Here is a 23,999-nt window from a genome sequence, read left to right on the forward strand (position 1 = left end):
TTCGTGCCCGAGTGACTAACTGGGTGACTACGCGTCTTTGAAGATCTGGTCCATGGCTGCGGCCCCTTCCAGCAGGACCGGGCGAAGCTGCTTGCGGTAGACGGTCTCGGTGACCGTGGTGTTGCTGTGCCCGACCAGGCGGGAGATGTTCTCCAGCGGGACGCCCGAATCGGAGAGCAGCGAGACGAAGCTGTGGCGCATCTCCCGAGGGGTCCACGCCTTCTCGTCCAGCTTGGCCTTCTTGAGGATGGCGCGGAACGAGCGCCGGACGTTGTGCGCGTCGAGAGGCGTGCCGACGCCGGACGCGAAGACCAGGTCGTGCTCTTGCCAGGTGTCTCCGGCCTTCTCGCGCGTCGCCTCTTGGCTTGCCCGGTGTGCCTTCAACGCGGTCACGCAGCGCTCCGGCAGGGCCAGGGTGCGGCGTGACTTCTTGGTCTTGGTGTCCCCTCCCGTCCTGACCGAGTGCCACACCATGATCGATGGTGGTGTGGTGTCGGGACTGCCTTCAAGGTCTACGTGCGACCAGGTGAGAGCCCTCAGTTCCTCGGTACGTGCGCCGATCAGCAGGGAGAGAACGACATAGGCGTGAAGCGTCGAGTCCGCCGCCGCAGTGAGGACCGCCGCCGCCTGGTCGAGCGTCAGTGACTTCGACGGCCGTCCCTCCAGGCCCTTCGGGATCTCGCAGAGCATCACGACGTTCCGCTTCACCTTGTCGCGAGCCTGCGCACGATCCACGGCCCGCTTGAGCACTGATCGCACCTCACGCAGGCTGCGTGTGCTGAGCTGTTTGGCCTTCTCTGCGAGCCATCGGTCCACGTCGTCGGCGGACAGCTCACGCAACTTGCGGGCACCCAGCGCTGGGATGACGTGCTTGTTGGCCAGGAACGTACGGGTCTCGACCGTGGACTCGTCTCGGCCGCTGAGACCGAACTCCAGCCAGTCACGCACGGCGTCGGCGACGGTGTAGTGGTGCGCGGCGGCGGCGAGGCCGTCGTCGTGGTCCCTGATGATCTCTTTGAGCTTGGCCTTGGCTTCGGTCTTGGTCTTGCCGCTGGCCTTCTTGACGATGCGCTTTCCGGCGGGGGTGTAGCCGAGGGTCACGGATGCGATCCAACGTTGCCGCTGTTCGTCCCAGTGCAGGCCGCCGTCTCCTCGGCTGCGTCGGGTGGTCATGATGCCTCCTTCTCTAGAAGGGCGATGTAGTCGTCGATGGCGGTGGCGGGGATGAGCCGGGTTCGGCCCTGGGTGACGGAGCGGAGCCGTCCTGAGCGGATGAGTTCGTAGATCACGCTGCGGCTGAGGCTGAGCAGGTGCGTGGCTTCGCAGACGCGGTAGAGCCGCCGTTCCTGGGCGGGGCGGGGTGCGGTCATCCGTTCTCCCGCTCGTTCTTGATCTTGTGCGCGAGTTGGATGCGTTGGCGGATGTGCTCGGCCATGACGGCTTCGCCGGGTGAGTGGCCGATTCCGGTGAAGCGCCAGTGGGCCAGGACGAGCGTGGTGGCGTCGTCGAGGGCGGGGAGGTTGTGGCGGGTGCGGGCTTCGGCCGCGCGGTGGAGTCGGCGGGCGGTGCGCAGGTCGCTGAGGTTGATCGAGTAGGCGCGGCTCTTGCTGGAGAAGTGGCCTCGAAAGCCCAGCATGTGGGCCCAGGGGCGGAGCCGGAGTGGTGCGAACTCCGGGCGTGCGCCGAGGTCCCAGCAGGTGCGGATCATGCGGCGGGCGTGGTCGGTGACGGGTAGGGCGTCCAGGCGCAGGCCGGGTTTGAGGCCGTTGCCGTGGCAGTGGGAGCAGGTGATCGTGCGGTGTAATCGGCCACGGCCGCCGCAGGCTCCGCAGGACAGGCGGTGATCGACGGTGCCGGAGGCTTCTGCGCCCTTGGTGGCGTACTTGGCGATGTAACCCGCCACGGCCCGCTCGCTCAGTCCTTCTGCGCTGGGGTCGAGGAGGATGGGCCGGATGTCGAGTTGGTCGCCCCAGGTCAGGTTGCACTGGCCGAGGTCGCTTGGCGGGGTGGTGAGCGCGACGTGCCCGGCGGCGGAGGGGACGGCTCGCGTCAAGAGGTCGTGGTCGGCCCAGCCGGGAGGGGGCTGGTCTGGTCCGTCAGGGCCGTCCAGGCGGATGATCGCGTGGAAGTGCACGAGGCCGCGCCGCTGGTACTCGGCGACCTTGGCGAAGGAGACGCGGACTCGCTTGCCGAAGGCGCGTCGGCTCATTCCTGCCTGGTTGGCCAGTTCTTGGCGCATGGCCAGGGTGAAGCGGTGCCAGAGGGCGCCTGCGTGTGCTTGCCAGAGGACTGCGCCGGGGTAGTCGTAGCAGTCGGGGCAGATTGGTTGGCCGAGTCGTTCGTCGTGGGGTTCGTGGTGGGTGTGGCAGCCGATGGCGCGGCCGTGGTCGCAGATGCGGCCGTGTTTGCGGGGACGGCAGGCGCGCCCGTCGCGCCGTGAGTGCACCGGCCCGAAGGAGGGGGCGGTCAGGGTGATGAATGCCCGTGGATGGGCGCTCACGGTCTCCGGGATGCCCTTGCCGCCGGATAGTCCTGTCCGGATCAGGTGGAAGGTGTCGGCCTGGTAGAGCTGTGAGCAGGCGGGGCAGACCGAGGCGCGCCGGTTGCCGCAGGCGATGAGCAGGCGGCCGGATGGTTCGTCGTCGGTGGTGTAGAGGTGCAGGATCTCGCCGGTGCCTGTGTCCACTACGGCCGATTCGCCGGACAGGTGGATCGGGTGGGCGCAGCCGCTGGTGGCTGTGACCATGGCGCGCCAGCGTGGGTAGCCGGGTGCGTTGATCACTCGTGCCAGGTCGGTCATCCAGTCGGGATGCCGTTCGTGCTTGCTCATGGTCCACCTCCCTCATGCACGTCGTCCTGTACTACATGTTGACTTGCATGGCGCTGTTCGTCAACCTGTAGTACAAGTAGACCTGAGAAATCCGCGAGAGAGGCCACGATGGAGACCGACGAGAAGGACGCCCGCTGGCGCATCATCGCCACCGACCTGCGCGCCGCCATCCTGGACGGCCGCTACTCACCCGGCGGGGCACTGCCCAGCGAACCCGAACTGGTCAGGACCTACGACGTCTCCCGCCCCACCGTCCGCAAGGCCATCGAGACCCTGGTCTCCGAAGGACTCGCCTACGTCATGCGCGGACGCGGCTCCTTCGTCCGCCCCATGCCCGAGCGCCGAACCATCATCATCACCGACCGCGACCGGCCCGACCTGGCCGCACCCGGCAACCACCCCGACATCCAAGCCTTCGGCTGGGACCTGGCCACCCGCGACTCCGACAACCCGCTGTTCACCGGCGAAACGATCACCGCCAACCGCGACATCGCGATCATCCTGGGCGTCCGCTCCGGCCACCCCGTCATCCACCGCCGCAGCATGTGGCACCGAGGCCACACCGCCGTCATCCACGGCGCATCCGCCCGCCTGGAGATCAACTCCTACACCAACGCCGACATGCTCCCCGACTGGGACGACCCCAAGCGCCACGCCCAGTACCGCAAACGCCCCGGCTTCTTCTACCACTCCCTCATCCGCGAACACGGCCCCGTGCGATGGATGACCCTCACCACCGCTCGCATCGCCTACGAAGACGAACGCACCGCCCTGGGCATGGACCATGCCGACGCCGTACTCGTCATCCGCCGCACCATGGCCCACGCCAACGGCCGCCCGATCGAGGTCACCGAAGTCAAGGCACCGGCCGACCGCTACGAGATCGCCTACCACCGCGAAGTCGCCAACACTCCGGACATCGACCTCACCCCTCAAGAACTCAGCGACAACGGCATCGACCTGGTGATCTAGGAATCGGCTCTCAGACTGGTTCAGAGTTTCTTTACGGGTTCAAGGGCTCGCTCCGCTCGCCGCGCCGCCGCCCGCTCCGGGCGGCCAGCGCGCCGGGCATGCGGCCTGGGGGCCGGTCCCGGCGCGCGCCGCCCACCGCTCCAAGGCGGCGCGACAACCCTTCAAGCCATGCACGGCAGAAGCCTGAATCATCAAGGCCGTTCCGTCACCGGCCTCCACCGCTACGCGGCCCCTGCGGGATGCTTCGCATGGACGCCGGCCACTCCACTCTCTGGCAGATCACCCACGGGCCGAGGTCCGTACCCCGCCCCCGATACCGCAGTGTTCGTGCCCCTCGGTCGGCGTCAACTCCGTCCCTGCGGCAAGGGGATCAGCCGCCTGGAACCCCACAGGCCGGGGCACCGTAAGACGGAGCTGACACCTCGGTCGGGCCACACAGTCCGGCAGCTATCGGGGGCGGGGGAAGAGTGGGCCGTGCGAGCCCCTGAAAGCCACCGCCTACCGGACGTACCCGGCCAGCAGCGCCGCCCAAATCGCCCGCGTCTCGCTGAGCGATCCCCAGTCGGTCTCATGCATCCTCACCACCGGCTCACCCTGCACCGTACGCCGGATGAACGCCCTTCCACCCGCCAGGCACAACTCGTACACCGTCGCCCGGCACGCACACGTCCAATCGGCCACCCGCACCCGCCTGCCATACGGATGCACCACATACCAACGCAACCGCCCGCTGCCCCGCTGCTTCGCCGCAACGTGCGGGCTCAGGCACTCGCCAAGATCGGTCAACGCGTTGCTCATGAGTGCAACTCCTCGATCAGCCGCGACATCGAGTGCGTACGGCGCAGGTCCGCATAGCGCTGTGCGATTCTCCGGGCTGTGGCTGCGGGATTGCCTGTTGAGTGGACGATGTACGTCCTGCGTCCTGTGGCCTGCGAGAACTGGCCGCCCCACCAGAGGAAGCGGAGACCGTCCGACCAGACGACCAGATCCACCCAGACGCTGAGCAGGGCCATGCCGTACCCGTGATGGAGATCGGCGGTGATCCCGAGACGGCCAAGTTCGGCGCGGAGCTGCCGCATCTGGCGCAATGTCGCTGGCTCTCTGACTGGAGAAATTCGTGAAGGAATCATCACGTTGAGCTAAACCCCAGCGCTCTGAGAGGGCACGATGACAAGAGGAGATAGCCGGGGGCACGGGCGTATCCGCGAATATCCGGAGGTGCACGATGGACACCCACGAGACGCGCCCCGAGTGGGCGGTACGGTTGCGCGACGAGCGCAAGGCGGAGGTCGGCACGGTCGCGGATCTGGCCCGCAAGATCAAGCGCGATTGCGACGGTCTTCCCTCCGTTGGCGATCTGACGCGGATGATCCGGGGATGGGAGCGGGGTGATCACTACCCCAGCGAGAGGTACCGCCTTCTCTGTGCCCGTGCTCTCGGCACGACCGAGGCGGAGTTGTTCGATCTGAACGAGCGCCCGCATGTACCGGTCCCTGCAATGGCGCTCCAGGCTGTGGCGCCCGATACCGACCTTTACGAGCGCATCGTCCGGACTCTTCAGGACCCGCGCCGCGTGGATCAGCGCACCGTGGACTGGCTCGCCACCTGCTTGGCCGAGCACAGGAAGGTCGAGGACACCATCGGCTCCCGGCCGCTCCTTGGCGTGGTGCGCCAGCAGCTCCATATCGTCGTCGAACTGGCCCAGAGCGCACGTGGCACGCTCGCTGACACGATGGTGGATCTTGCCGCGCAGTACGCCCAGTTCGTCGCCTGGATGTCGCTCGACATCGACGACCAGGCCGCCGCACTCGCCTGGTACGACCGAGCCCACGACTGGGCACTGGAGATTGGCGACGTCAACATGGCGACCACGACGCTCAGCATGAAGGCCCATCAGGCATGGAGCGCTGGCAATGCCCGCAGGACGGTACGGCTGGCGGAGGCAGCCCGCTGGCACGACGGCCGGGTGACCCCAGGCGTCCGGGGCATGGCCACCCAGATGGCTGCCAGAGGTCACGCGCTGGCAGGCGACGCGCGACCGGCACGGACTCTGCTCGACGAGGCCGAAGGGCTCATCCGCCAGGCGGCCGACCATGCCGACGACGAGCCGGTGTGGATGTACTTCTACGACGAGACCTGGTTCCGCCTTCAGCGCGGCATGACCGAGCTGTACCTGTCCAACTGGCCCAGAGCCGTCGACCTGCTCACGGCCGGGCTGGACGGTCTCCCGCTGTCCTACAAGCGTGACCGCGCCTGGTACGGCTCATGCCTGGCCAAGGCTCATGCCGAGGCCGGGGACGCGGCGGCCGCCGTACAGGTGGCGGTGCCGTTCGTGGCCGACGCGGTCGAGCTGAACCGTCACGCTCGCAAGGAACTGATAGATGTGCACGCCCTTCTGACGATGCGGAAGGCACCGCAAGCGGCTACATTGAAGGAGGCTCTGACGGCACCGCCGACTACCGGCTGACCAGGCAAAACGGCAAGATCTGCCGGGTGACCAACTGGGTGACAATCCCCCCGGACGGGCCCGGATGCCCCTGGATCTCCAGGGACAGTTTCCCCTGATGAGAGCAGGTACCCAGCAAGGTCCTCCACTCCTCGGGATTGCTTCGCATCGAAGGGGTCAGGGGTTCGAATCCCCTCATCTCCACCGAGGGCCGTTCTTGAGACGGCTGGACTGAAGTTGACGGGATCCCGTCTGATCATCGCGATCAGGCGGGATCTTGTCGTTTCAGGGATTTCCCGAATCTGGTTCGTGCGGGTCCTTCGCAACGAAGCCCAAGGCTTTCCAGGTCCATGTCCGAGCCGCCTTGCACCGGATCTCCATATCAACTACGCACTAGGCACATACCGGCCTGCTTTGATGGCGCCGTGATCAATCGAAGGAGGCGGTCGACGGAAGCCAGCGACATTCGCTGGGCCTTCGGCTGCGGATTTCCCGCAATCATCGCCCTGGCGTTCGCGACCGTCGGAACCTTCCTCGAGCTTCGCCTCGTAGCTCATGCGCACGTCTACTGCGCCGGTGACCTGAGCGCGGGAGAGAACTCCGCCGGATCCGTCTGGGCGGTGAGCCGCCTCGTACTCTTCCCAATCGTCTCGGTGGTGTCGGCGCTCATCTCGCTGCCTTTTCAGCTACTCGCCCGGCTGCCACGCCTGGCTGGCCGCATGTGGCTGGAACTCCTCCTGCTGGCGCTCTCCATCGCCGTCTCGGCCGCCGGGCCAGTAGCCCTGATCCTGTACGACCTGGCCACCCAAGGCACGCCAGACAACTGTGTCCTGCCCTGGTGGCCCTCCTGGCTGCCCTCCTAAACGACGAAGTTTCCACCTGCCCTCAGGGAAACGATCACAAGCTTCCTGGGAAGCGATCGTCCAGGGCCCACCTCCACCGCAGGTCATGCCTACTCGTGAACGCCCCACCCAAGATGTGTTACTCGAACACCCTCTTTCGAGGGCGGTGGCGAGTAGCGCGGAGGTTGGATCAACGGCGGTGTCCTTCGGGGCACCGCCGTTTTTCGTTGGACGTGGAGCACGGGTGCTGTTGGGTCAAGGCATGTGCGGCCGCCGCCGAAGCACCCGGTTCGGGATTCGGTAAGCCCCGGCAGGCAAGCGGCATGCCTCACCCGCCTCCAGCGATCATTGCTCTGACATCAGGAACGGGCCGACAACCCAAGATGACGGTTCGGTGGTTGACCTTCCCCTGGGGGGAGGGATGACGGTGGGCGGACCAGGAGGTGATGGGGGTTGGCGATGACTCAGTTCGTGCTGATCGGTGCGTTCTCGGCCATGACCCGGCTGTCGGTCAAGGCGTTGCGTCTCTACGACGAGATGGATCTGTTGCGACCGGCGAAGGTCGACGCCTTCAACGGCTACCGCTACTACTCCCTCGACCAAGCAGGCCGGGCGGAACTGATCCGCAGGCTACGGGCGCTCGACATGCCGATCGAGGAGATCAGGCAGGTGCTGGCCGCCTCCCCAGAGGACGTCGTCGACCTGCTGGCGGCGCACCGGCAGCGCCTGCGGGCGGAGCGCGATCGCCACGATCACATGCTGGCCGCCATCACCCGATTGATCAACGGCGAGGAGAGCCTCATGAACTACACCGTCAATCTCGAAACCCTGCCCGCGCAGATCGTGGCCGTCGTACGCCGTCACACTGACCATGCCGGCATCGGCGCAGCGGTCGCCGAGAGCTTCGGCACCCTCGTCGGGTTTCTCACACAAGCCGGGCGGCATCCGGCCGGCGCCCCCTTCCTGATGTTCCCGGACGTCATCGATGCCGACAACGCCGGCCACATCGAGGTCTGCATACCGATCGAGTCACCTGTAGCCGCTACCTCGCCTGTGCAGGTCAACAGGCTGGCCGCGGTCACCGCCGCGACCACCACGCACCAGGGCCGCCACGACGAGATCGCTCCCGCGTACCACGCCCTGACCGCCTGGATCGCCGAGCACGGCCACGAGATCGCCGGCCCGCCCCGGGAGACCTACCTCAACGACCCGGCCGTGACCGCCGAGGCCGACCTGCTCACCCAGGTGGCCTGGCCGATCCGCTGACCAACCCAGCCGGCGCGGAAGTCGCGAACGCACCGATACAGGTTCCGGGAAGCGATCTTCTAGGCGCTTGTCGCATCCCTGCTCAAGCACACTCGTGAATGAGAGGGGTCTTCGGAGCAATCCGGAGGCCCTTCTCTCATGTCTGGAAGTGTCGGCTTCTCGCCGAAGATGGTGTTCATGGTCTGGGCGCCCGTGGTGATGAGCGGCCGCTGGACCGCTTCCGTGACGTCAGGTCTCGATCCACCTCTTCGTGGGTTCAGGCGCGTATCACCGTGGGATTTCGGTTCAGGGCGAGCGTCGGAGCCTCCTCGGCTCCCGCGCGAAGGCGTCGCGGGCGTGCGGGGGGCGCAGTCCTCGACTACTCAAGGCCGCAGCGGATCGCCGAGTTTGGGACCGCGACACAGTTACCACTACGGACCGTAGACAGCGGCAGACGTGATGAAGTAAGAGCTTCCGCCTACTAGATCACGGAAGCCGGGGAAGCTATCGTGCGAACACAAGTTCCATAATGGCGAACCGGGGAGAGCCTGTGTACCTACCGCGACGGCTAACACGACTCACACGCAGACTGACGGTCTTATGCACCGCTCTCACGTTGGCAGCCGGTCTTGCCGTCTCGCAGGCGGGCACCGCCACAGCCGCCGACTCCCTCACTTCTTTGGGTGACGTCACAGGCGCCGGCGATGTGGCCGTCGGTGGGGGCAAAGTCTTCATCGCCATGGACGATCGGATCATCGTCGCAGACACCCAAGGCGTCCTCACCGGGTCTGTCGCAGGTCTGTCCGAAGCACGGGACCTGATCACCACACCTGACGGCACCCGCCTGTACGCGGCCCTCAGATGGTCGCACGAGGTGGCCGAAATCAACACCGCCGACCTGGCTGTCATCCGGCGGATCAACCTGAGCGCATACCAGTGCCCGGACCGGCTCGCGCTGTCTGGGAACCGGCTCTGGGTCTCCTATGGCTGCCCAGCGTCGAGCGTCGGCGGCGCAGTCGGCCTCGACCTGTCGACCGCCACACCGCAACCGGTCCCCATCCCCACCGGCAGCCTCCCTGAAGCGCCGGAGATCGCCGCCGCAGGTAACACCCTGGTGGTGGCCAGCTTCTGGGACCTGCGGGTGTACGACACCCAGAATGGCGCCGCCACCCTCCGCGGTGCCATAGACGCCTATGACCATCAACTTTGGAACGGCTGGGGCCGGGTTGCCCTCGCTCCGGACGGCTTGACGGCGTACACAACGCCTGGATCTGCGAATGACTTCGACGCCTGGGACCTGACCTCTCTCACGAAGGCCCGCTCCTACGGCAAGGAAGAGGGAGTCCTCGACTACGGGCACATCACCGTCAGCCCGGACGGTACGCAGGTGGCGGTCAGCCGGAATACCAACGACGTGAACGATGACCCCTTGGTGCTGTTCGACCTGAGCTCAGGGGAGAAGACTCAGACGTTCGCCCAGACGCACGTCGAGTTCAAGGACCTCGCGTTCTCCGGTTCAGATGTGTTCGCTGTTGTCGAAAGGTCGGGTGACCGCACTCTGCACCTGTGGCGACTGCATGGGGCCACGCTGCCCTCGTGCAAGCTCGTCCTGAACGGTCCGGACACGTCAGGGCGGTTCAAGCAGGTCACCTTCACCGGCCAGCTCACCCGGCATGACGGCTCCGCCCCCGGCGTACAGACGCTCACGGCGACCCGCCGCCCCTGGGGGGAAGACTTCCAGCCGCTGCCGGACGTCACCACGAACGCGGATGGCACCTTCACGTTCACCAACGTCCCCGGCGTCGAGACGACGTGGACCTACAAGGTCTATTACGACAACACGTCAGGCAGCCGAAACTGCAGCGCGTCCAAGACGGTGGAAGTCTCCGGGTGGTGAACTGGGTCATGGTCTAGCGACAGGGCGGCTCATGCGGACATCCAGCAGTAGAGCTGTTGATCGGCACTTCTGGCACGCTGCGCGAGGTCTCGCAGCTCGGTGACCAAAGCCGCCATGTCGCCCGGATCGGGTGGGCTCACGAAGTTCACGACCTGCGCCCATCGCGCGCCCAGCACTGGCAGATGGTCATCGGGTACGTCGGCGAGTGCGTCACGTACCTCCGCCGAGAGTTCATCGATACCGGGTCCATCGAGGTAGGGCGAGTCCTCGGGCAACGCGTCCCACTCCTCGTCCGTCACCGGAGCGTGTTCCGGAGGCGGATAGAGCGCGATCGTCTTTACGAGGTCCGCGGCATAGGGCACGCCTCGGATGCACGCGATGAGCTGTCCGAGGTTGAACTCCGGGTCGATCCACTTGGCATCGACGGCGTCGAAGACGGGATGTCCACGCATGGACTGCTCCACGGCACGCGGGACGTGCGGCTTGGCCACAGCGGCGTGCCTGTCTGTGGCCCGGTAGTAGTCGTAGAAGTTGCCCACGTGGTTCTCCCGTCCTGGGACCTGGGAAGCGATCATAAGGGTGTCGGGAATCGATCTTTCCCTGCCTGCCTCAGACCGCGGGGCCCTGTTTCGGACGGAGTCGACGCGTCCGGCTTCAGTAGGCCGGACGCGTCGGTGAGGAGGCGTCAGGAGATGGTGAGGGTGCCGTTCGGGTTGCGGGCGCAGGTGACGCTTGCCCGCGCCGCCGCACTGAACGCGCCGGCCAGGCATTGGCCGAGGACCGCGTGGCCTGCGGCGTTGGGGTGCCATGACTCCTGGCAGGTCTGGAAGTAGGTGACGCAGGTGTTCGCCGCCCGCTGGATGCCGATCTTGTCCCAGCCGGACAGGCTGGTGATGAAGTTGCCGGACGGGCCGTCCTGTACGCGGACCGGGGTCGCCAGCGCGCTCGCCGGGCTGTCGGGGTTCTCGCAGAGCCTGGCTCCGTCGAAGGCGCGCTGGACGTCCAGTACGCGCAGGTCGGCCGCGGGGCGTTCGGCGGCCAGCGTGCTGTGGGCGTTCCTGACCAGGGAGCCGAGGTTCTGGGAGAACACGTGCCCGGGTCCGAGGCTGGCGCGGTGGATCGGGCAGCCGGCGGCGTACCGCTCAGCGCCCAAGGCGCGGAACTTGTCGCGGGTGTCGCTGCGGTTGTCCTCTTCGTGGTAGCGCGAGGCGAGTTCGGGGGGCAGCGGGTTGGTGTAGGTCTGCAGGATCACCTGGTGGACGCCGTCGGCGTCGACCTGGGCGAGGGTGTCGAGGACCTGGCGCAGGGCCGCGGTGGTCTCGGCGGTGGCGGCGGCGACCTCGGAGTCGGTGGCCAGGTCCGAGGCGCTGCAGGGCTTTTGCGGCACCTCGCCCTTCAGGTACGCCCAGAACTCCCACCAGCCGGTCCAGGCGTCGGCGATGAAGCGGTTGGCGCACAGCGAGGCCACGTCGCCGAAGGTGAACTGGGTGTTGTTGGAGCCGAGGCCGACGAGTACGACGTCGATGTCGTGGGTCTGGGCGACGGCGCGTAGCTGATCGAGTTGCGAGGCCACGGCGCGGCCCTCGGCGCGGGCGCTTGAGGGGTTGGCGATGTCGGCGGGCTGGCCGCCGGAGCAGGCGAGGTTGAAGCGTTGCTGGATGCCGGGGAGGGAGGCCGTGAACAGCGAGGCGTTCGCCGACCGGTGACAGAAGTACGCGTTGCTGTTGGCCGCCGACCAGCCGGGGAAGGGCTGTGCCGTACCGGAGGAGTCGACGACGGGCTGGTACGCGCCCGCGCCCTCCCCGCTGACGAAGCTGTCGCCGAGCGCGACGGCGGCGGTGGGCAGGGCCGCCTGCGCCGGTCCGCCCTGCACGACCTGGATGCCCGCCGCGCTCACCAGGAGCACGACAACCGCGGCGGCACGCTGGAGTAATCTCAAAACCGCCTCATTTCCTACTAAATCAGTACGAAATAGCGCACGTGTGGATCACAACACGCCGCACCAACGGCGTCAACATCATCGACGGCGCGGTGTGTAGGGCGCCAGGGCGGCGAGGTCCACGTCGGCGTCGGGCCAGCGGCGGCGCAGCGCCTCGGCCAGACGCTGACAAAACCCTGCCAACTGCGGCAGAGCGTGATGCTGCCGGGCGGTGGACGCGGCGGCCTCCAAGACCGCGACGAGCTGGGTACGGCTGTCGTCACCCGCCGCCCGCCGATCCAACACCCGCAGACGCCAGAGCCGGGCCAACGCGAACGCCACACACGCCGCCGCCAGGGCCGTTCCATAGAGCCGCTCGTCCTCGGCCTGCGGCACCCCCACGGCCAGAGCACGCCGATAAACCTCCCCAATCCGCGGCAGAGGTGCGGTGGCAGACACCCGCATCCAGGCGGGACCGGGAACATGCAGGCACACGGCATCGTGCAGAGCATGCGTGAACCCGGCGAACTCGAAGTCGATCAGACGCGCATCGGGCGGCCCGTCCGCGCGAACCAGGACATTGTTGGCCTCTGGATCCCCGTTGCTCAGCGTCAGGAACGGCCCCGGATCGGCCAGCTCCGCCAACGCGAGGGCGAACTCACGCTCCACCGCCCCGGTGACCGGCACTCCCAGCACCTCGGCCTGCGCCAGCCCCTCTGCGCGCAGCCGGGCCACCCGCCCCAGCCGATCGGCCTCCGGATCGACCTGCCCAAGACGCTCGCGCCGCCGGTAGTACAGCTCCGCGTGCCCGGCAGTGACCGCGCCGAGCTGCCCAAGAACACGAGCAAAACCCTCCAGACGTACGGCATGCGCGACGACCCCGTCCCTGCGTAACAGCCCGTCCAACGCGACCCGGGGCGCCAGGTCCTCCAGCACGATGCGCCCGCCGGGAAAGTCCTCCGCCAGCACCCGCGACGCCAGCTCGACCCCGAGATCCTCCGCCAGAAACCGCAGCGCGCCCACCTCCGTGCGCAACCGCCACGCCTCAGAACGCCTGCCGTCGGCATGCGGCCCAGCCCACTTGACGATCACGACCTCACCGCCGTCGGTACGCGCACGCGCGACCCGCCACGGCTCCAACCTGGTCCACTCCACCACGTTGACCACCGGAACACCCTAGAACGCCACAGCCGACACACCCCCTCGCGAACAGCCCATCCCAGGTCAAAGACCACTGGCCGCCCGAACTGGAGAGCTGGTGACTAGGCGCGGCCGTACAACTCGCGAATGTAGCCGGTGCATCGAGGCAACCGGCGGGCTGCCTCCTCGTCGTCGAGGTTCCATTCCTCGTCGGTGGGATTGGGCAGTGAGTCCAGCACATAGCCCCGCATCTGGAGGGCGTCTACGAGGGCATCCCAGTCGAGGCCCGTCACCTGCCGCCAGACTTTCATGGCGACATAGTCGAGCTCCTCGAACTCCGGCCAGTCCTCGTCGGTACGTGGAATGCGATGACGTTTGAGGTGGAGATAACGCTGGACCTCTGGCACGTCGGCAAGGGCGTCCGGATCGCTGGTCACCCGCTCGAAGGTCTGGCGCCCAAGGCCGACGAGCCACATGTGGAAGTACCAGACGCTGTCGAGGCTGCCCACCAGTTGTAGGGTGCGCGCGGCTCCCCAGACCATGTACGTGTCGGCTTTGAGCCGGGCCTCCTGCATCCAGGAAGCGAAATCAAGGATCTCTTCGGCGGGTTGCCCCGTCAGCTTCTCGTGGAGCCACGTCAACCGCGCGTCCTTCGTGCCGGTCTCGCGTGCGGATTGCTCGATCAGCTCCCAGAAGGCGTCGACGTTCATGGCGGGTCATCCTGGCAGATGGGCGGACGACGCGACCCCGTGCACCTGGACCTCGATGGCCGGCCAGCCCACCAGGCTTGGGCTACCGAAGGCTGTTCAACTTTCTTAGGTAGTAAGCCAGGGGCAGGTCGGGGGGATGCCGGATGGGGGTGGGGGGTGTGGTCCGGCAGGCTGCTGATCATGGTTGAGTACGCGGTCCTTCTTGAGGACGTGAGCAGGACATATGGCAAGGGCGACACCGAGGTGGTCGCGCTTCGGCGGGTTGGGGTCGGGTTCGCGCGCGGTAGTTTCACCGCCGTCATGGGGCCGTCGGGGTCGGGGAAGAGCACCCTGTTGCAGTGCGCGGCTGGGTTGGATCGGCCGGATTCGGGGGCGGTGCGCATCGGGGGGCAGGACATCACCGGCCTGGGGGAGAAGGAGCTGGCGATGCTGCGGCGTGACCGGGTTGGCGTGATTTTTCAGGCGTTCAACCTGGTGCCATCGCTGACCGCCTGGGAGAACGTGGTTCTGCCCAGTCACCTGGCCAGGCGGCGGCCGGATGCTTCGCGGGTACGGGAACTGCTGGATCGGGTCGGGCTGGCGGGGAGGGAGAGGCATCGTCCGGCGCAGTTGTCCGGCGGGCAGCAGCAGCGGGTGGCGATCGCGCGTGCTCTGCTGGGCCGGCCGGAGGTTCTGTTCGCGGACGAGCCCACGGGGGCGCTGGATCGTGGCAGCGGGCACGAGGTGCTGGCGCTGCTGCGGGAGGCGGTCGACGCGTTCGGGCAGACGGTGGTCATGGTCACGCACGATCCGGAGGCGGCGGCGCGGGCCGACCGGGTGCTGCTCCTGACCGACGGGCGGATCGTCGACGTCCTGGAAGGGGCCTCGGCCGAGAAGATCGGGCTGCGGCTGGGCGGCCGCCGGTGATGCTCGTGCTGGCTTGGAACAACGTGCGGACCAATCGGATGGGGTTCGCCGCCGCGTTCGCCGCGGTGGTGCTGGCCGTGACGCTGGTTTGCGGCAGCGGGCTGGTGGTCGCGGGCGCGGCCACGCGGGACGAGCTCAACGGCGTCATGGGGTTGCTCGTGCTGTCGGCCGTGGTGTCGGGGTTCGCGTCGGTCTTCGTCGTCGCGGGGATGCTCGGTCTGCATGTGCTACGGCAGCGCCGTACCTGGGCGCTGTTGCGGTCGGTGGGCATGACGCCGCGGCAGGTCGGGCGGCTCATCGTGGCCGAGGCGCTCGTGGTCGCCGTGCTGGCGGGCCTGGTGGGCTGTTTGGCGGCGGTGCCGTACGCCTGGATGATGGCGGGCTTCATGCGGATGACGGGGCTGGCGCCGGGCGGGGTTCCGGTGGAGGTCGGGGCGGTGCCGTTCGTCCTGGGGTTCGTGGTGGGGGTGGTGGTGACGCTGGTGGCGGCGTTTGCCGCGGCGCGCAAGGCGGTGGGCGTGGGGCCGCTGGAGGTGCTGCGCGACAGCGCGGCGCAGCGGCGGCTGCTGCCCTGGCCCAGGGCGGTCGCCGGAGGCGTGGCGCTGGTTGCCGGCGGTGTGCTGGTGTGGCTGGTGCCGCGGGTCGGTCCGGGGGACGCGGCGCCCACCGCGCTGGGGACGACGATGGTGCTCTGCGTGGCGGCGTCCGCGCTGGGGCCCGTCGCGATGCGTGGGCTGGGGTGGTCGCTCGGAGGTCTGGTGGCCCGGCTTGATCCGGGCGCGGGGATGCTGGCGAGGTCCTCGCTGGTCACGCAGCCGCGCCGGGCGATGTCGGCGGCGTCTCCGGTGATGTTGAGCGTGGCGCTGGCGTGCACCTTCTTGTTCGCCGTGGCGACCACGGACGCGGCGGTGGGCGTGGTGCGCAGCGGGCCGTCGGTTTGGGTGGGGCCGTTGCTGGTGGGGTCGGCGGTGGCGTACACCGTGATCTCCGTCGTCAACGCGGCGGCCATGACGATGGCCGAGCGCGGCGGGGAGGTGCGGCTGCTGCGCACCTTGGGGATCAAGCCGGCGCAGCTCGCGAGGGCGGTGTGCTGGGAGATGCTGATCGTGACGGGCATCGGCGCGCTGCTCGGGACGGGCATCGCCGCTGCTTCGCTGACCGCGCTGGGGATGGCGGTCAGCGGTGAGGCCCGGTTTGCCTACTCTCTGCCGCAGTACGGCGGGCTCGTGCTGGTCTGCGTGGTGAGCGGCCTGGTGGGCGGGCTGGCGGCCGTCAGGCGGCCGCTCTCGGGGTCGCTCCTGCACGCCGGGTGAGGTGTCCACGCCGTACCCCGGTGCCATCCGGCAGGCGCCGGGGTACGGCGTGGCCCTGTCAGCGGAAGTCGTGGGCGTGGTCGGTGGCCCATCGGGCGAAGGACGTGGGCGGGCGGCCGGTGAGGCGTTGGAAGGCGCCGGTGTCGGGGACCCGGTTGGCGTCGCCGTAGAGGTCAAGGAGCCAGTCGATGACCTCGTGGTCGACGCCTTGCTCCGGGTCGTACCACTCCGCGCGGGCCTGTTCCGGGGTCAGTTCGACGAAGCGGATCTCCTCGCCGATCGCCGCGCCGATGAGGCGCACCTGTTCGGTCACCGTCAGTTCCTCGGGGCCGGCCAGGACGTAGGTCTGGCCGGTGTGTCCCTCTTCGAGCAGTGCGCGTGCGGCTACCAGTGCGATGTCGTCCTCGTGGGTCGGCCTGGTGAGCGCGGCGCCGAAGGGGCGGCGTACCTCGCGCCTGGTCCGGATGTCGGGGGCGTAGTCGAGCCAGTTGGCGGCGAACTCGCCGGGCCGTACCAGAGTCCATTCCAGACCGGACTTCTGGACCGCGACCTCCACCGCGCGGTAACCGCCTTCCTCGTCGTCGGCCTCCTCCTCGGCCAGCGCTCCGGACAGGACGACGACGCGCTTCACCCCCGCGCGCTTGGCCATGGCGACGACCTGCCTGGCCGTGTCCGCCACCGGGAAGAGGTACATCCGCTCGACGCCGTCGAACGCCTCCGTCAAGGACTCGGGGTTCTCCAGGTCGCCGCCGACGACCTCCACCTCCGCGGGCAGCCCGGCGCTGTCCGGCCGCCTGGTCAGCGCCCGCACGCGGGCGCCGGCCCGCAGCAGCTCGGCCACGACGCCGCGTCCGACCCGGCCGGTCGCCCCCGTCACCAGTACCGTCATCACTGGTCCTCTCCGATCACCGAAGTCTGGAAGTCCGCCCTGTGGTCGCGCGCCCACTGCGCGAACGTGCGGGGCGGCCGTCCGGTGAGGCGTTCGTAGGTGTCGGTGGCGGGTACGAGCTCCGGCTCATCGGACTGGGCCGCCATCAGCTCCAGCTCCCAGTCCAGGAGGCCGTGGTCGACCCACTCGGCGTGCGCCTGTCCGGGTGTCAGCTCCACGAAGGCGACGTCCCTGCCGATCGCCGTCGCGATCGCGTGGACCTGTTCCACGTGGGTGACCTTCTCCGGCCCGGTGATGGTGTACGCGGCCCCGACGTGCTCGTCGGTGATCAGCGCGGCGACCGCGATCTCCGCCACGTCGGCCTCGTGCACGAGCGCACTGCCCGCCCCCGGGTACGGCATGCGCACCGCCCCGGTGTCCCGGATCTCCTCCGCCCAGCCGAGCGCCCCGGTGGCCATCAGACCGGGGCGGACATGCGTCCACTCGGCCCCGCTCTCCTCGACGGCCAGCTCGACCAGGCGATGCCCGTCCCGCTCCTCGTCGAGGTGGCGCTGCAGCGCGGACCCACCCTCCGGGGACTCGCCGAAGCCGGCGGCCACCGCCGAGTGGACCACGAACCTGCGTGTCCCCGCCGCGACCGCCGCCTCGACGAAGCCCTTGTCCGCGAACGGGAACAGGTGCACCCGCTCCACCCCGTCGAGCGCGGCCGCCCACGTCCGCGGCTGTTCGAAGTCCCCTCTCACCAGCTCGACCCCCGCCGGAAGGAGGGCCGCGGTGGCCCGTGGGTCGCGGGTCATGGCGCGTACGCGCTGACCGGCGCCGACGAGCCCGGCGACCACCCTCCTGCCGACGTTCCCGCTCGCTCCTGTCACCAATAGCGTCACGTAGACTCCCCTGCGGTTACCTGAAGGTTGCCGAGGAACCGCCGCGCCCGTGCCCGCGTTCGCGGCGGTTCCGCTGTCCCGGGGATGCTAGGACGGATTTCGATTTCGCGCCTATGGAGCGTTCCGGCCGGCTCGCTGACCGCTGTCAACGTACGGCAGGAGGCCCTTGGCCCAGATGGGCCAAGGGCCGTGAGAGCTAGGGCCTGACGAGGATGACGTTACCGAGGGAGCGCTGGCCCGTCGCGTCGGAGGGGCGGTTGACGATGCCCGTGCCGGCCGTCGCCAGCACGCTGGAGCCGCCGCCGTCCAGGTTCAGCGCCTCCACCGCGCCCAGCCGCTTCATCAGCTCGGCCGTCTGCGCGATGCCCAGCCCTTCGCTGTAGCCCGCCTGCCGGCCGTCCACGACGACGAGCATGAGCTTGCCGTGCCGGTCCACGCCGATCATGGAACGCGGGTTGGCGCGCAGCGCCCAGTTGTAGGTGAAGGTCTGGTCGGTGCCCTCGCGGATCAGGCCGTCGGCGCCCGCGTTCACCGAGACGCGGCCGTCACGGACCAGGGTGGGGCCGACCTGGAGGATCGTGGTGCCCGGGGTGAGGGGGACGCGGTGTCCTCTGCCGTCCTCCACGCGCTCGGTGACGGTGAGCCTGCTGCCGGGCCGGGCGTGGGCGAGGAGCCAGGTGGCGCTGTCGCCGATGGCCTGGATGGTCGATCCGCCGGGCGGGATGCCCGCGCCGCGGGTGGTGTTGACCGCGAGGACCCTGCCGCGGGCGTCGAGGACGGCTTCCGCGCCCTCGCCGGCCGGAGGGGTGCCCCATTCGGGGGTGAAGCGGACCAGCTCGCTGGAGTCGGTGCACTTGAGGTCGTGCTGCGCCTTCTCGGTGGGCTGGTCGCCGCCGACGCCGCCGCAGTTCCAGACCTCGCCGGGCAGGCGGTTGACCCCGTCGATCTCGACCGACTCGCGGCCCGCGCGCAGCGTCACGCGCGCGGTGTAGGTGTCGACGTCGACGCGGCGGCCGCCATGGGTGATCTTGATGCCGCCGCGGCCCTGGGTGGCGGAGCCGATGAGCCTGCCGTCCTTGACGTACAGGCCGCCGGGGGCGCGGTTGTAGAACCACTGGGCGTTGATCCCGGCCGCGGCGCCGGTGGTGCCGAGGAGGTCGGTCAGGGTCTCGGTGCCGTTCAGCGTGGGGCCGAAGTCGGTGTCCACGGTGCCGCGGAACTGGCGGAAGTCGACGCTGAGCACGTGGACCTTCTGCGGTGCGCCGGGGTCGGTGCCGTCCTGGGCGGTGTAGCGGGTGCCTCCCGCGAAGCCGGCCGCTCTGATCTGGGACAGCGCGGTGGTGGCGGCGGCGTTGGTGGGGTAGCGGCCCAGCCGTACGGTCCAGCCGAGGACGCCCGCCGGGACGTCGGCGAAGCGGGGCAGGTCGACCTGCTCCAGGCGGGGCTCGAAGCCCTTCTCGCGCAGCGCGGCGGCGACCCGGTCCGCGATCTCCTTGGAGCCGAGCGCCGTCCCGGCCGTGTTGAGCGGGCCGTCGAGGGTGGCGGGAAGGTAAACGTGCACGGTCCAGACGTCGTCGGCGTCCTGCCCGCCCAGCGAGAACGAGGACAGGGTCACCCCACGGGGCAGTGCGGGCGTGGTGGCGCTCGCCGCGGGCGCGGCGGCGGCGGGGACCAGGGTGGCCAGGGCCACCACCAGGGTTGTTAAGGCTCTGCGGTGCATGGGGGTTCCTCTGTTTCTTGAGCAAGCCGATGCCTTGACGAGGGCATTCCGCCTACCTATTCTTACGGGTCACTTAATAAATGTATCTAAATAAATCTTGGCCCCTCAAGGATCCCCCCATGAACACTTTGCTACGGCTGGCCGCCTCCGCCCTCGTCGCCCTGCCCCTGACCGCCTGCGCCGCCGGGACCGAAGGACCCGTCTCGCTCACGTGGTGGCAGGGCCCCAACGCCGAGTCGCCCACCCGGGCCGCGGTCGCCGCGTGCACCCGCGACGGCGCGTACAAGATCAAGGTCGAGACGCTCCCCGAGGGCTCCGACAAGCAGCGCGAGCAGCTCGTCCGGCGGTTGTCGGCCAAGGACAGGGCGGTCAACCTGATCACCCTGGACGTGGTCTGGACGGCCGAGTTCGCCGAGGCGGGCTGGATCCTGCCGCTGCCCGACGGGGCCGCGGCGAAGGTGAAGGACGGCACGCTCGGCGGCGCGCTGAAGTCGGCGACCTGGAAGGACCGGGTGTACGCGGCGCCCCTGCTCTCCGGCTCGCAACTGCTCTGGTACCGCAAGTCGCGCGCGGCCAAGGCGGGCCTCGACCCGGCCAAGGGCGAGCTGAGCTGGGAGGAGCTGCTCGCGGCCACCGGCCGGCTGCCCGAGGGGGAGCGTGGCGTGGCCGTGCCGGGCAACAGGTACGAGGGCTACACGGTCTTCGTCAACGCGCTCGTCGCCTCGGCCGGCGGCCAGATCGTCGGCGCCGACGGCAGGCCGGGACTCGACAGCGAGGCCGGGCGGGCGGCGGCCTCGGTGATCGGCTCGCTGGCCACCGGACCCGCGGCGCTGAAGGGGCTGAGCACGCTCGACGAGGAGACCATGCGCGCGGCGTTCGAGCAGGGCGAGGCGTCGTTCATGACGAACTGGGGCTACGTCTACGCCGCCGCGGCGGCGCGGGCCGAGAAGGAGCCCGCGTTCAAGAAGGTCTTCGACGACTACGGCTGGGCGCGCTACCCGAGGACCAAGGCCGATCTGCCCAGCGCGCCGCCGCTCGGCGGCTCGAACATCGCCGTCGGCGCGGGCACGCCCGAGGACCAGCGCGACAAGGCTTTCGCAGCGCTGGAGTGCCTGACCTCGGCGCAGTCGCAGAAGGTCTTCATGATGGAGGCGGGCATCCCCGCCGCCCGCGCGGCCGTCTACGACGACGCCGACGTGCGCGCGAAGTTCCCCTTCTCCGACGTCATGCGCGACTCGATCGCCGAGGCGGCGCCGCGCCCGATGGTCCGCAAGTACAACGCCGTGTCCACGGCCGTCCAGACCGCCTTCCACCCGCCCGCCTCGGTCACCGCCGAGACCGCGGCCAAGGCGGGCGCGGCCGTCGCCGAGGCAGCCGGGCAGTGAACAGAGCACGTACCGAGCAGCGCCTGGGCTGGCTCATGGCCGGCCCGGCCCTGCTGCTCATGATGGCGGTGACGGTGGTGCCGGTCCTGCGCACCGCCGTACTGTCGCTGGAGTCCTACTCGCTGAGCGCGCCCGACCAGCGGGCCTTCGCCGGGCTCGGCAACTACGGCGAGATCCTCTCCAGCCAGGTCTGGTGGCAGGACCTGGCCGCGACGGCGGTGCTGACGGTGACGAGCGTGGGGATCGAGTTCGTGCTCGGGTTCGCCCTCGCGCTGGCCATGCACAAGGTCCTGTGGGGCCGGCATCTGCTGCGGACCGTCGTGCTGGTGCCGTACGCGGTGCTGACGGTCGTCTCCGCGTTCGCCTTCCGCTTCGCTTTCCAGCCGTCGGTGGGGTTCGTCGGCGGCGACTTCAACTGGCTCGGCGAGACCTGGTCGGCCTACACGGTGATCGTGCTGACCGAGGTCTGGAAGACGACGCCGTTCATGGCGCTGATGTTGCTGGCCGGGCTGGTCACGGTTCCCGGCGAGGTGTACGAGGCCGCGAAGGTGGACGGGGCGGGCGCCTGGCAGCGGTTCTGGCGGGTGACCGTCCCGTGCGTACGGCCGGCGATCATGGTGGCCCTGCTCTTCCGCACCCTGGACGCCTTCCGGATCTTCGACACCGTCTACATCCAGACGCAGGGCGCGGTCGGCACCGAGACGCTGTCGTTCCTCAGCTACCGCTTCCTGATCAGGGACCTGGAGGTGGGGCTCGGCTCCGCCGTGTCGGTGCTGCTGTTCGTCTGCGTCGGGCTGATCGCGAGCGGGTTCGTCAGGGCGTTCAGGTCTGAGCTGGGAGGCGGCCGATGAGGCGCAGGATCGCCGACGTCCTGGTCACCGCGACCGTGGCGGTCTGGACGCTGGCCCCGCTGGCATGGGTGGTGAGCCTGTCGCTGAAGCCGCCCACGCTCCAGAACGACGGCCGGTTCCTGCCCAGTTCGCCCACGCTGGACAACTACACGGGCCTGTTCGCCAACCCGGTGTTCACCACCGCGCTGGCCAACTCGGTAGGCATCTCGCTCATCGCCACGACCGCCTCGGTGGTGGTGGCCGTCCTGGCGGCGTACGCGATCGCCCGTCTGCGCTTCCGCGGCAGCCGGCTGGTGCTCGGCGTCGCCCTGGGCCTGACCATGTTTCCGGCGATCGCCCTGGTGGGACCGTTGTTCACGATGTGGACGGAGATCGGGCTGTTCGACACCTGGCTCGGGCTGGTCATCCCGTACGTGTCGTTCTCGCTGCCGCTGGCGATCTGGCTGATGACCGCGTTCTTCCGCACCATCCCGTGGGACCTGGAGGAGTCGGCGCAGATGGACGGCGCCACCCGGCTCCAGGCGCTGACCCGGGTGATCCTACCGGTCGCGGCGCCGGGGGTGGTCACCACGTTTCTGCTGACCTTCCTGGCGTGCTGGGGCGAGTTTCTCTTCGCGATCTCGCTCACCTCGACAGAATCATCCCGTACGGTCCCCGCCGCGCTGGCCTTCTTCACCGGAGACTCGGAGTTCCAGCAGCCCTACGGCGCCATCGCCGCAGCGGCCCTGATGGTGACGGTGCCGGTGGTGGTCCTCGTCCTGCTGGCCCAGCGCCGCATCGTCGCCGGACTCACCTCCGGCGCGGTCAAGGGCTGACACCATGCGTCTTTCCAGAATCTTCCCGAGGGTGCTGCCATGACCTCTTCCGCGACCGCTCCCCTGCTCAGGCGCCTGAACGCCGAACGGGTCCTGAACGTGCTCAGGGAGGTCGAGGCGATCCGCCACACGGAGCTGGCCGGCGCCGCCGGCCTGTCCAGGCCGACCGCGGACGCGGTGATCGAGGACCTGCGGCGGATCGGCCTGATCGCCGAGGTGGAGGACGACACGCCCGGACGGCGGGGCCGTCCTGCCCGGCTCGTCAGGTTGCGGGCGGAGAAGGGGTATGTGGTCGGCATCGACATCGGCGTGCACAAGTGCATGGTCGCGGTGGCCGACCTGCGGGGCACGATCCTGGCGACCGAGGTGCGGCCGCTCGGGCAGGAGCTCGACCGCAGGGAGCGGCTGGACGGCGTCAGGAAGGCCGTGCGCGTCGCGCTGAAGCAGGCGGGGGTGGAACGGCCGGCCGTACTGGCGGCGTGCGCGGCCACCCCCGGGGTCGTCGATCCCCGCACCGGGGTGGTGCTGACCTGCGACGTGCTGCCCGGCTGGAAGGGGATGAACCTCAGGACGGAGCTCGGCCGCTCCTTCGGGGCCCCGGTCCTGGCCGACAACGACGCCAACCTCGCCGTGATCGGCGAGCGCTGGCGCGGCGTCGCCACCGACAGCCAGGACGTGATCTACGTCCTGGCCGGTGAACGGCTCGGCGCGGGCATCGTGTCCGGCGGCCAGATCTTCCGCGGCCACGACGGGGGCGCGGGCGAGATGGCCTTTCTCAGCCTGCTGGAGCACACGCCGGGCGCCGAGGGCATCGGCGCGCTGGCCAGCCACATCGGCAAGGAGGTCGTGGCCAGGCTCCGGGAGCGTACCGGGGAGTTGACGGGGGACGCGGCGCTGCTGCTGGCCGCGGCGCGCGGGGGCGACCTGGAGGCCCAGGAGGTGCTGGAGGAGATACTCGCCCGCATGGCCAGGGCGGTCGGCACGCTGGCCCTGCTCCTGAACCCCGAGCTGATCGTCATCGGCGGCGGCGTGGCGGCGGCCGGCGAGCAGATCGCCGAGCCGATCCGGCGCAGGCTGCCGCAGATGACCTTCCTGCCGCCCCGGCTGGAGGTGTCCGTCCTGGGCGACAGGGCCGTCACGGCGGGCGCGCTGCGAACCGCCCTGGACACGGTCGAGAACTCCCTGCTCGACAACCTCAACGCCGGCTGACTGATGAGTTCCGGCTGCTCGGCGGGT

The 23,999-nt window shown here is 69.1% G+C and carries 23 protein-coding genes; 11 read left to right on the forward strand and 12 right to left on the reverse strand.

The features are described 5' to 3' along the window. Positions 1 to 27 precede the first annotated feature (27 nt). The 3 genes from xerC to ACIBEJ_RS30645 are packed head-to-tail and all read right to left on the reverse strand — an operon-like array spanning position 28 to position 2,830. Positions 28 to 1,173 (reverse strand): tyrosine recombinase XerC, encoded by a 1,146-nt coding sequence (gene xerC / locus ACIBEJ_RS30635; protein WP_397186331.1) that lies wholly within the window; start codon positions 1,171 to 1,173, stop codon positions 28 to 30. Beyond that, positions 1,170 to 1,370 carry a helix-turn-helix domain-containing protein gene (locus tag ACIBEJ_RS30640; RefSeq protein ID WP_397186332.1) on the reverse strand — a complete coding sequence of 67 codons (201 nt, stop codon included), beginning with the start codon at positions 1,368 to 1,370 and terminating at the stop codon, positions 1,170 to 1,172. Before ACIBEJ_RS30640 ends, xerC begins: the two co-directional genes overlap by 4 nt. Then, complete coding sequence (locus ACIBEJ_RS30645; RefSeq protein ID WP_397186333.1) at positions 1,367 to 2,830, reverse strand: replication initiator; 1,464 nt, start codon at positions 2,828 to 2,830, stop codon at positions 1,367 to 1,369. The genes ACIBEJ_RS30640 and ACIBEJ_RS30645 overlap by 4 nt, the downstream gene beginning before the upstream one ends. Before the next feature lie 108 nt (positions 2,831 to 2,938). Between ACIBEJ_RS30645 and ACIBEJ_RS30650 the strand changes: the two genes are divergently transcribed. After that, positions 2,939 to 3,802, forward strand: coding sequence for a GntR family transcriptional regulator (locus tag ACIBEJ_RS30650; RefSeq protein ID WP_397186335.1), 864 nt, complete (start codon positions 2,939 to 2,941; stop codon positions 3,800 to 3,802). A 498-nt stretch (positions 3,803 to 4,300) separates the two neighbouring features. Here the strand turns inward: ACIBEJ_RS30650 and ACIBEJ_RS30655 are convergent, their stop codons facing one another. Both ACIBEJ_RS30655 and ACIBEJ_RS30660 read right to left on the reverse strand, forming a co-directional pair. Continuing rightward, positions 4,301 to 4,600, reverse strand: coding sequence for a hypothetical protein (locus ACIBEJ_RS30655; RefSeq protein WP_397186336.1), 300 nt, complete (start codon positions 4,598 to 4,600; stop codon positions 4,301 to 4,303). Further along, a complete protein-coding gene (locus tag ACIBEJ_RS30660) occupies positions 4,597 to 4,881 on the reverse strand; it encodes a hypothetical protein (RefSeq protein ID WP_397186337.1) in 285 nt (94 codons plus the stop codon). The genes ACIBEJ_RS30655 and ACIBEJ_RS30660 overlap by 4 nt, the downstream gene beginning before the upstream one ends. 146 nt (positions 4,882 to 5,027) lie before the next feature. Between ACIBEJ_RS30660 and ACIBEJ_RS30665 the strand changes: the two genes are divergently transcribed. From ACIBEJ_RS30665 to ACIBEJ_RS30680, 4 genes are all read left to right on the forward strand, one after another. Beyond that, complete coding sequence (locus tag ACIBEJ_RS30665; RefSeq protein ID WP_397186338.1) at positions 5,028 to 6,269, forward strand: XRE family transcriptional regulator; 1,242 nt, start codon at positions 5,028 to 5,030, stop codon at positions 6,267 to 6,269. Positions 6,270 to 6,673: 404 nt separating this feature from the next. Continuing rightward, entirely contained in the window at positions 6,674 to 7,111 is a 438-nt protein-coding gene (locus ACIBEJ_RS30670; protein WP_397186339.1) for a hypothetical protein, read from the forward strand. Between the two features lie 438 nt (positions 7,112 to 7,549). Beyond that, entirely contained in the window at positions 7,550 to 8,356 is an 807-nt protein-coding gene (locus ACIBEJ_RS30675; RefSeq protein ID WP_397186340.1) for a MerR family transcriptional regulator, read from the forward strand. Positions 8,357 to 8,951: 595 nt separating this feature from the next. After that, a complete protein-coding gene (locus ACIBEJ_RS30680; protein WP_397186341.1) occupies positions 8,952 to 10,232 on the forward strand; it encodes a hypothetical protein in 1,281 nt (426 codons plus the stop codon). 29 nt (positions 10,233 to 10,261) lie between these two features. On the opposite strand, the gene ACIBEJ_RS30685 is transcribed toward ACIBEJ_RS30680, so the two are convergent. The 4 genes from ACIBEJ_RS30685 to ACIBEJ_RS30700 all read right to left on the reverse strand — a co-directional run bounded on the left by ACIBEJ_RS30685 (position 10,262) and on the right by ACIBEJ_RS30700 (position 14,000). Then, on the reverse strand, positions 10,262 to 10,771 hold the full coding sequence (locus ACIBEJ_RS30685; RefSeq protein ID WP_397186342.1) for a hypothetical protein: 510 nt from the start codon (positions 10,769 to 10,771) through the stop codon (positions 10,262 to 10,264). A 146-nt stretch (positions 10,772 to 10,917) separates the two neighbouring features. Next, positions 10,918 to 12,171: a hypothetical protein gene (locus ACIBEJ_RS30690; protein WP_397186343.1), complete on the reverse strand. Its 1,254-nt coding sequence runs from the start codon at positions 12,169 to 12,171 to the stop codon at positions 10,918 to 10,920. 78 nt (positions 12,172 to 12,249) lie between these two features. Further along, positions 12,250 to 13,317 carry a hypothetical protein gene (locus tag ACIBEJ_RS30695; RefSeq protein WP_397186344.1) on the reverse strand — a complete coding sequence of 356 codons (1,068 nt, stop codon included), beginning with the start codon at positions 13,315 to 13,317 and terminating at the stop codon, positions 12,250 to 12,252. A gap of 95 nt (positions 13,318 to 13,412) precedes the next feature. Next, positions 13,413 to 14,000, reverse strand: coding sequence for a DUF4240 domain-containing protein (locus tag ACIBEJ_RS30700; RefSeq protein ID WP_397186345.1), 588 nt, complete (start codon positions 13,998 to 14,000; stop codon positions 13,413 to 13,415). A gap of 180 nt (positions 14,001 to 14,180) precedes the next feature. Here ACIBEJ_RS30700 and ACIBEJ_RS30705 point away from each other — a divergent pair, with 180 nt between their 5' ends. Both ACIBEJ_RS30705 and ACIBEJ_RS30710 read left to right on the forward strand, forming a co-directional pair. After that, entirely contained in the window at positions 14,181 to 14,906 is a 726-nt protein-coding gene (locus tag ACIBEJ_RS30705) for an ABC transporter ATP-binding protein (RefSeq protein ID WP_397186346.1), read from the forward strand. Positions 14,907 to 14,929: 23 nt separating this feature from the next. Continuing rightward, the gene (locus ACIBEJ_RS30710; protein WP_397186347.1) at positions 14,930 to 16,219 is read left to right on the forward strand and encodes an FtsX-like permease family protein; all 1,290 of its coding nucleotides are present in this window, start codon (positions 14,930 to 14,932) and stop codon (positions 16,217 to 16,219) included. Between the two features lie 58 nt (positions 16,220 to 16,277). Here ACIBEJ_RS30710 and ACIBEJ_RS30715 read toward each other — a convergent pair whose 3' ends face one another. The 3 genes from ACIBEJ_RS30715 to ACIBEJ_RS30725 all read right to left on the reverse strand — a co-directional run bounded on the left by ACIBEJ_RS30715 (position 16,278) and on the right by ACIBEJ_RS30725 (position 19,712). Further along, positions 16,278 to 17,108: an NAD(P)H-binding protein gene (locus tag ACIBEJ_RS30715; RefSeq protein WP_397186348.1), complete on the reverse strand. Its 831-nt coding sequence runs from the start codon at positions 17,106 to 17,108 to the stop codon at positions 16,278 to 16,280. Next, a complete protein-coding gene (locus ACIBEJ_RS30720; RefSeq protein WP_397186349.1) occupies positions 17,108 to 17,992 on the reverse strand; it encodes an NAD(P)H-binding protein in 885 nt (294 codons plus the stop codon). Before ACIBEJ_RS30720 ends, ACIBEJ_RS30715 begins: the two co-directional genes overlap by 1 nt. Before the next feature lie 196 nt (positions 17,993 to 18,188). Beyond that, on the reverse strand, positions 18,189 to 19,712 hold the full coding sequence (locus tag ACIBEJ_RS30725) for a phosphodiester glycosidase family protein (protein WP_397186350.1): 1,524 nt from the start codon (positions 19,710 to 19,712) through the stop codon (positions 18,189 to 18,191). Between the two features lie 119 nt (positions 19,713 to 19,831). Here ACIBEJ_RS30725 and ACIBEJ_RS30730 point away from each other — a divergent pair, with 119 nt between their 5' ends. The 4 genes from ACIBEJ_RS30730 to ACIBEJ_RS30745 are packed head-to-tail and all read left to right on the forward strand — an operon-like array spanning position 19,832 to position 23,972. Continuing rightward, positions 19,832 to 21,097 carry an extracellular solute-binding protein gene (locus ACIBEJ_RS30730; RefSeq protein ID WP_397186351.1) on the forward strand — a complete coding sequence of 422 codons (1,266 nt, stop codon included), beginning with the start codon at positions 19,832 to 19,834 and terminating at the stop codon, positions 21,095 to 21,097. After that, on the forward strand, positions 21,094 to 21,948 hold the full coding sequence (locus ACIBEJ_RS30735) for a carbohydrate ABC transporter permease (RefSeq protein ID WP_397186352.1): 855 nt from the start codon (positions 21,094 to 21,096) through the stop codon (positions 21,946 to 21,948). The genes ACIBEJ_RS30730 and ACIBEJ_RS30735 overlap by 4 nt, the downstream gene beginning before the upstream one ends. Next, positions 21,945 to 22,763 carry a carbohydrate ABC transporter permease gene (locus ACIBEJ_RS30740; RefSeq protein WP_397186353.1) on the forward strand — a complete coding sequence of 273 codons (819 nt, stop codon included), beginning with the start codon at positions 21,945 to 21,947 and terminating at the stop codon, positions 22,761 to 22,763. The genes ACIBEJ_RS30735 and ACIBEJ_RS30740 overlap by 4 nt, the downstream gene beginning before the upstream one ends. A gap of 39 nt (positions 22,764 to 22,802) precedes the next feature. Continuing rightward, complete coding sequence (locus ACIBEJ_RS30745; RefSeq protein WP_397186354.1) at positions 22,803 to 23,972, forward strand: ROK family protein; 1,170 nt, start codon at positions 22,803 to 22,805, stop codon at positions 23,970 to 23,972. The last annotated feature ends 27 nt before the right edge of the window (positions 23,973 to 23,999 follow it).

The organism is Nonomuraea sp. NPDC050790, assembly GCF_044456745.1.
Classification (GTDB): Bacteria; Actinomycetota; Actinomycetes; order Streptosporangiales; family Streptosporangiaceae; genus Nonomuraea.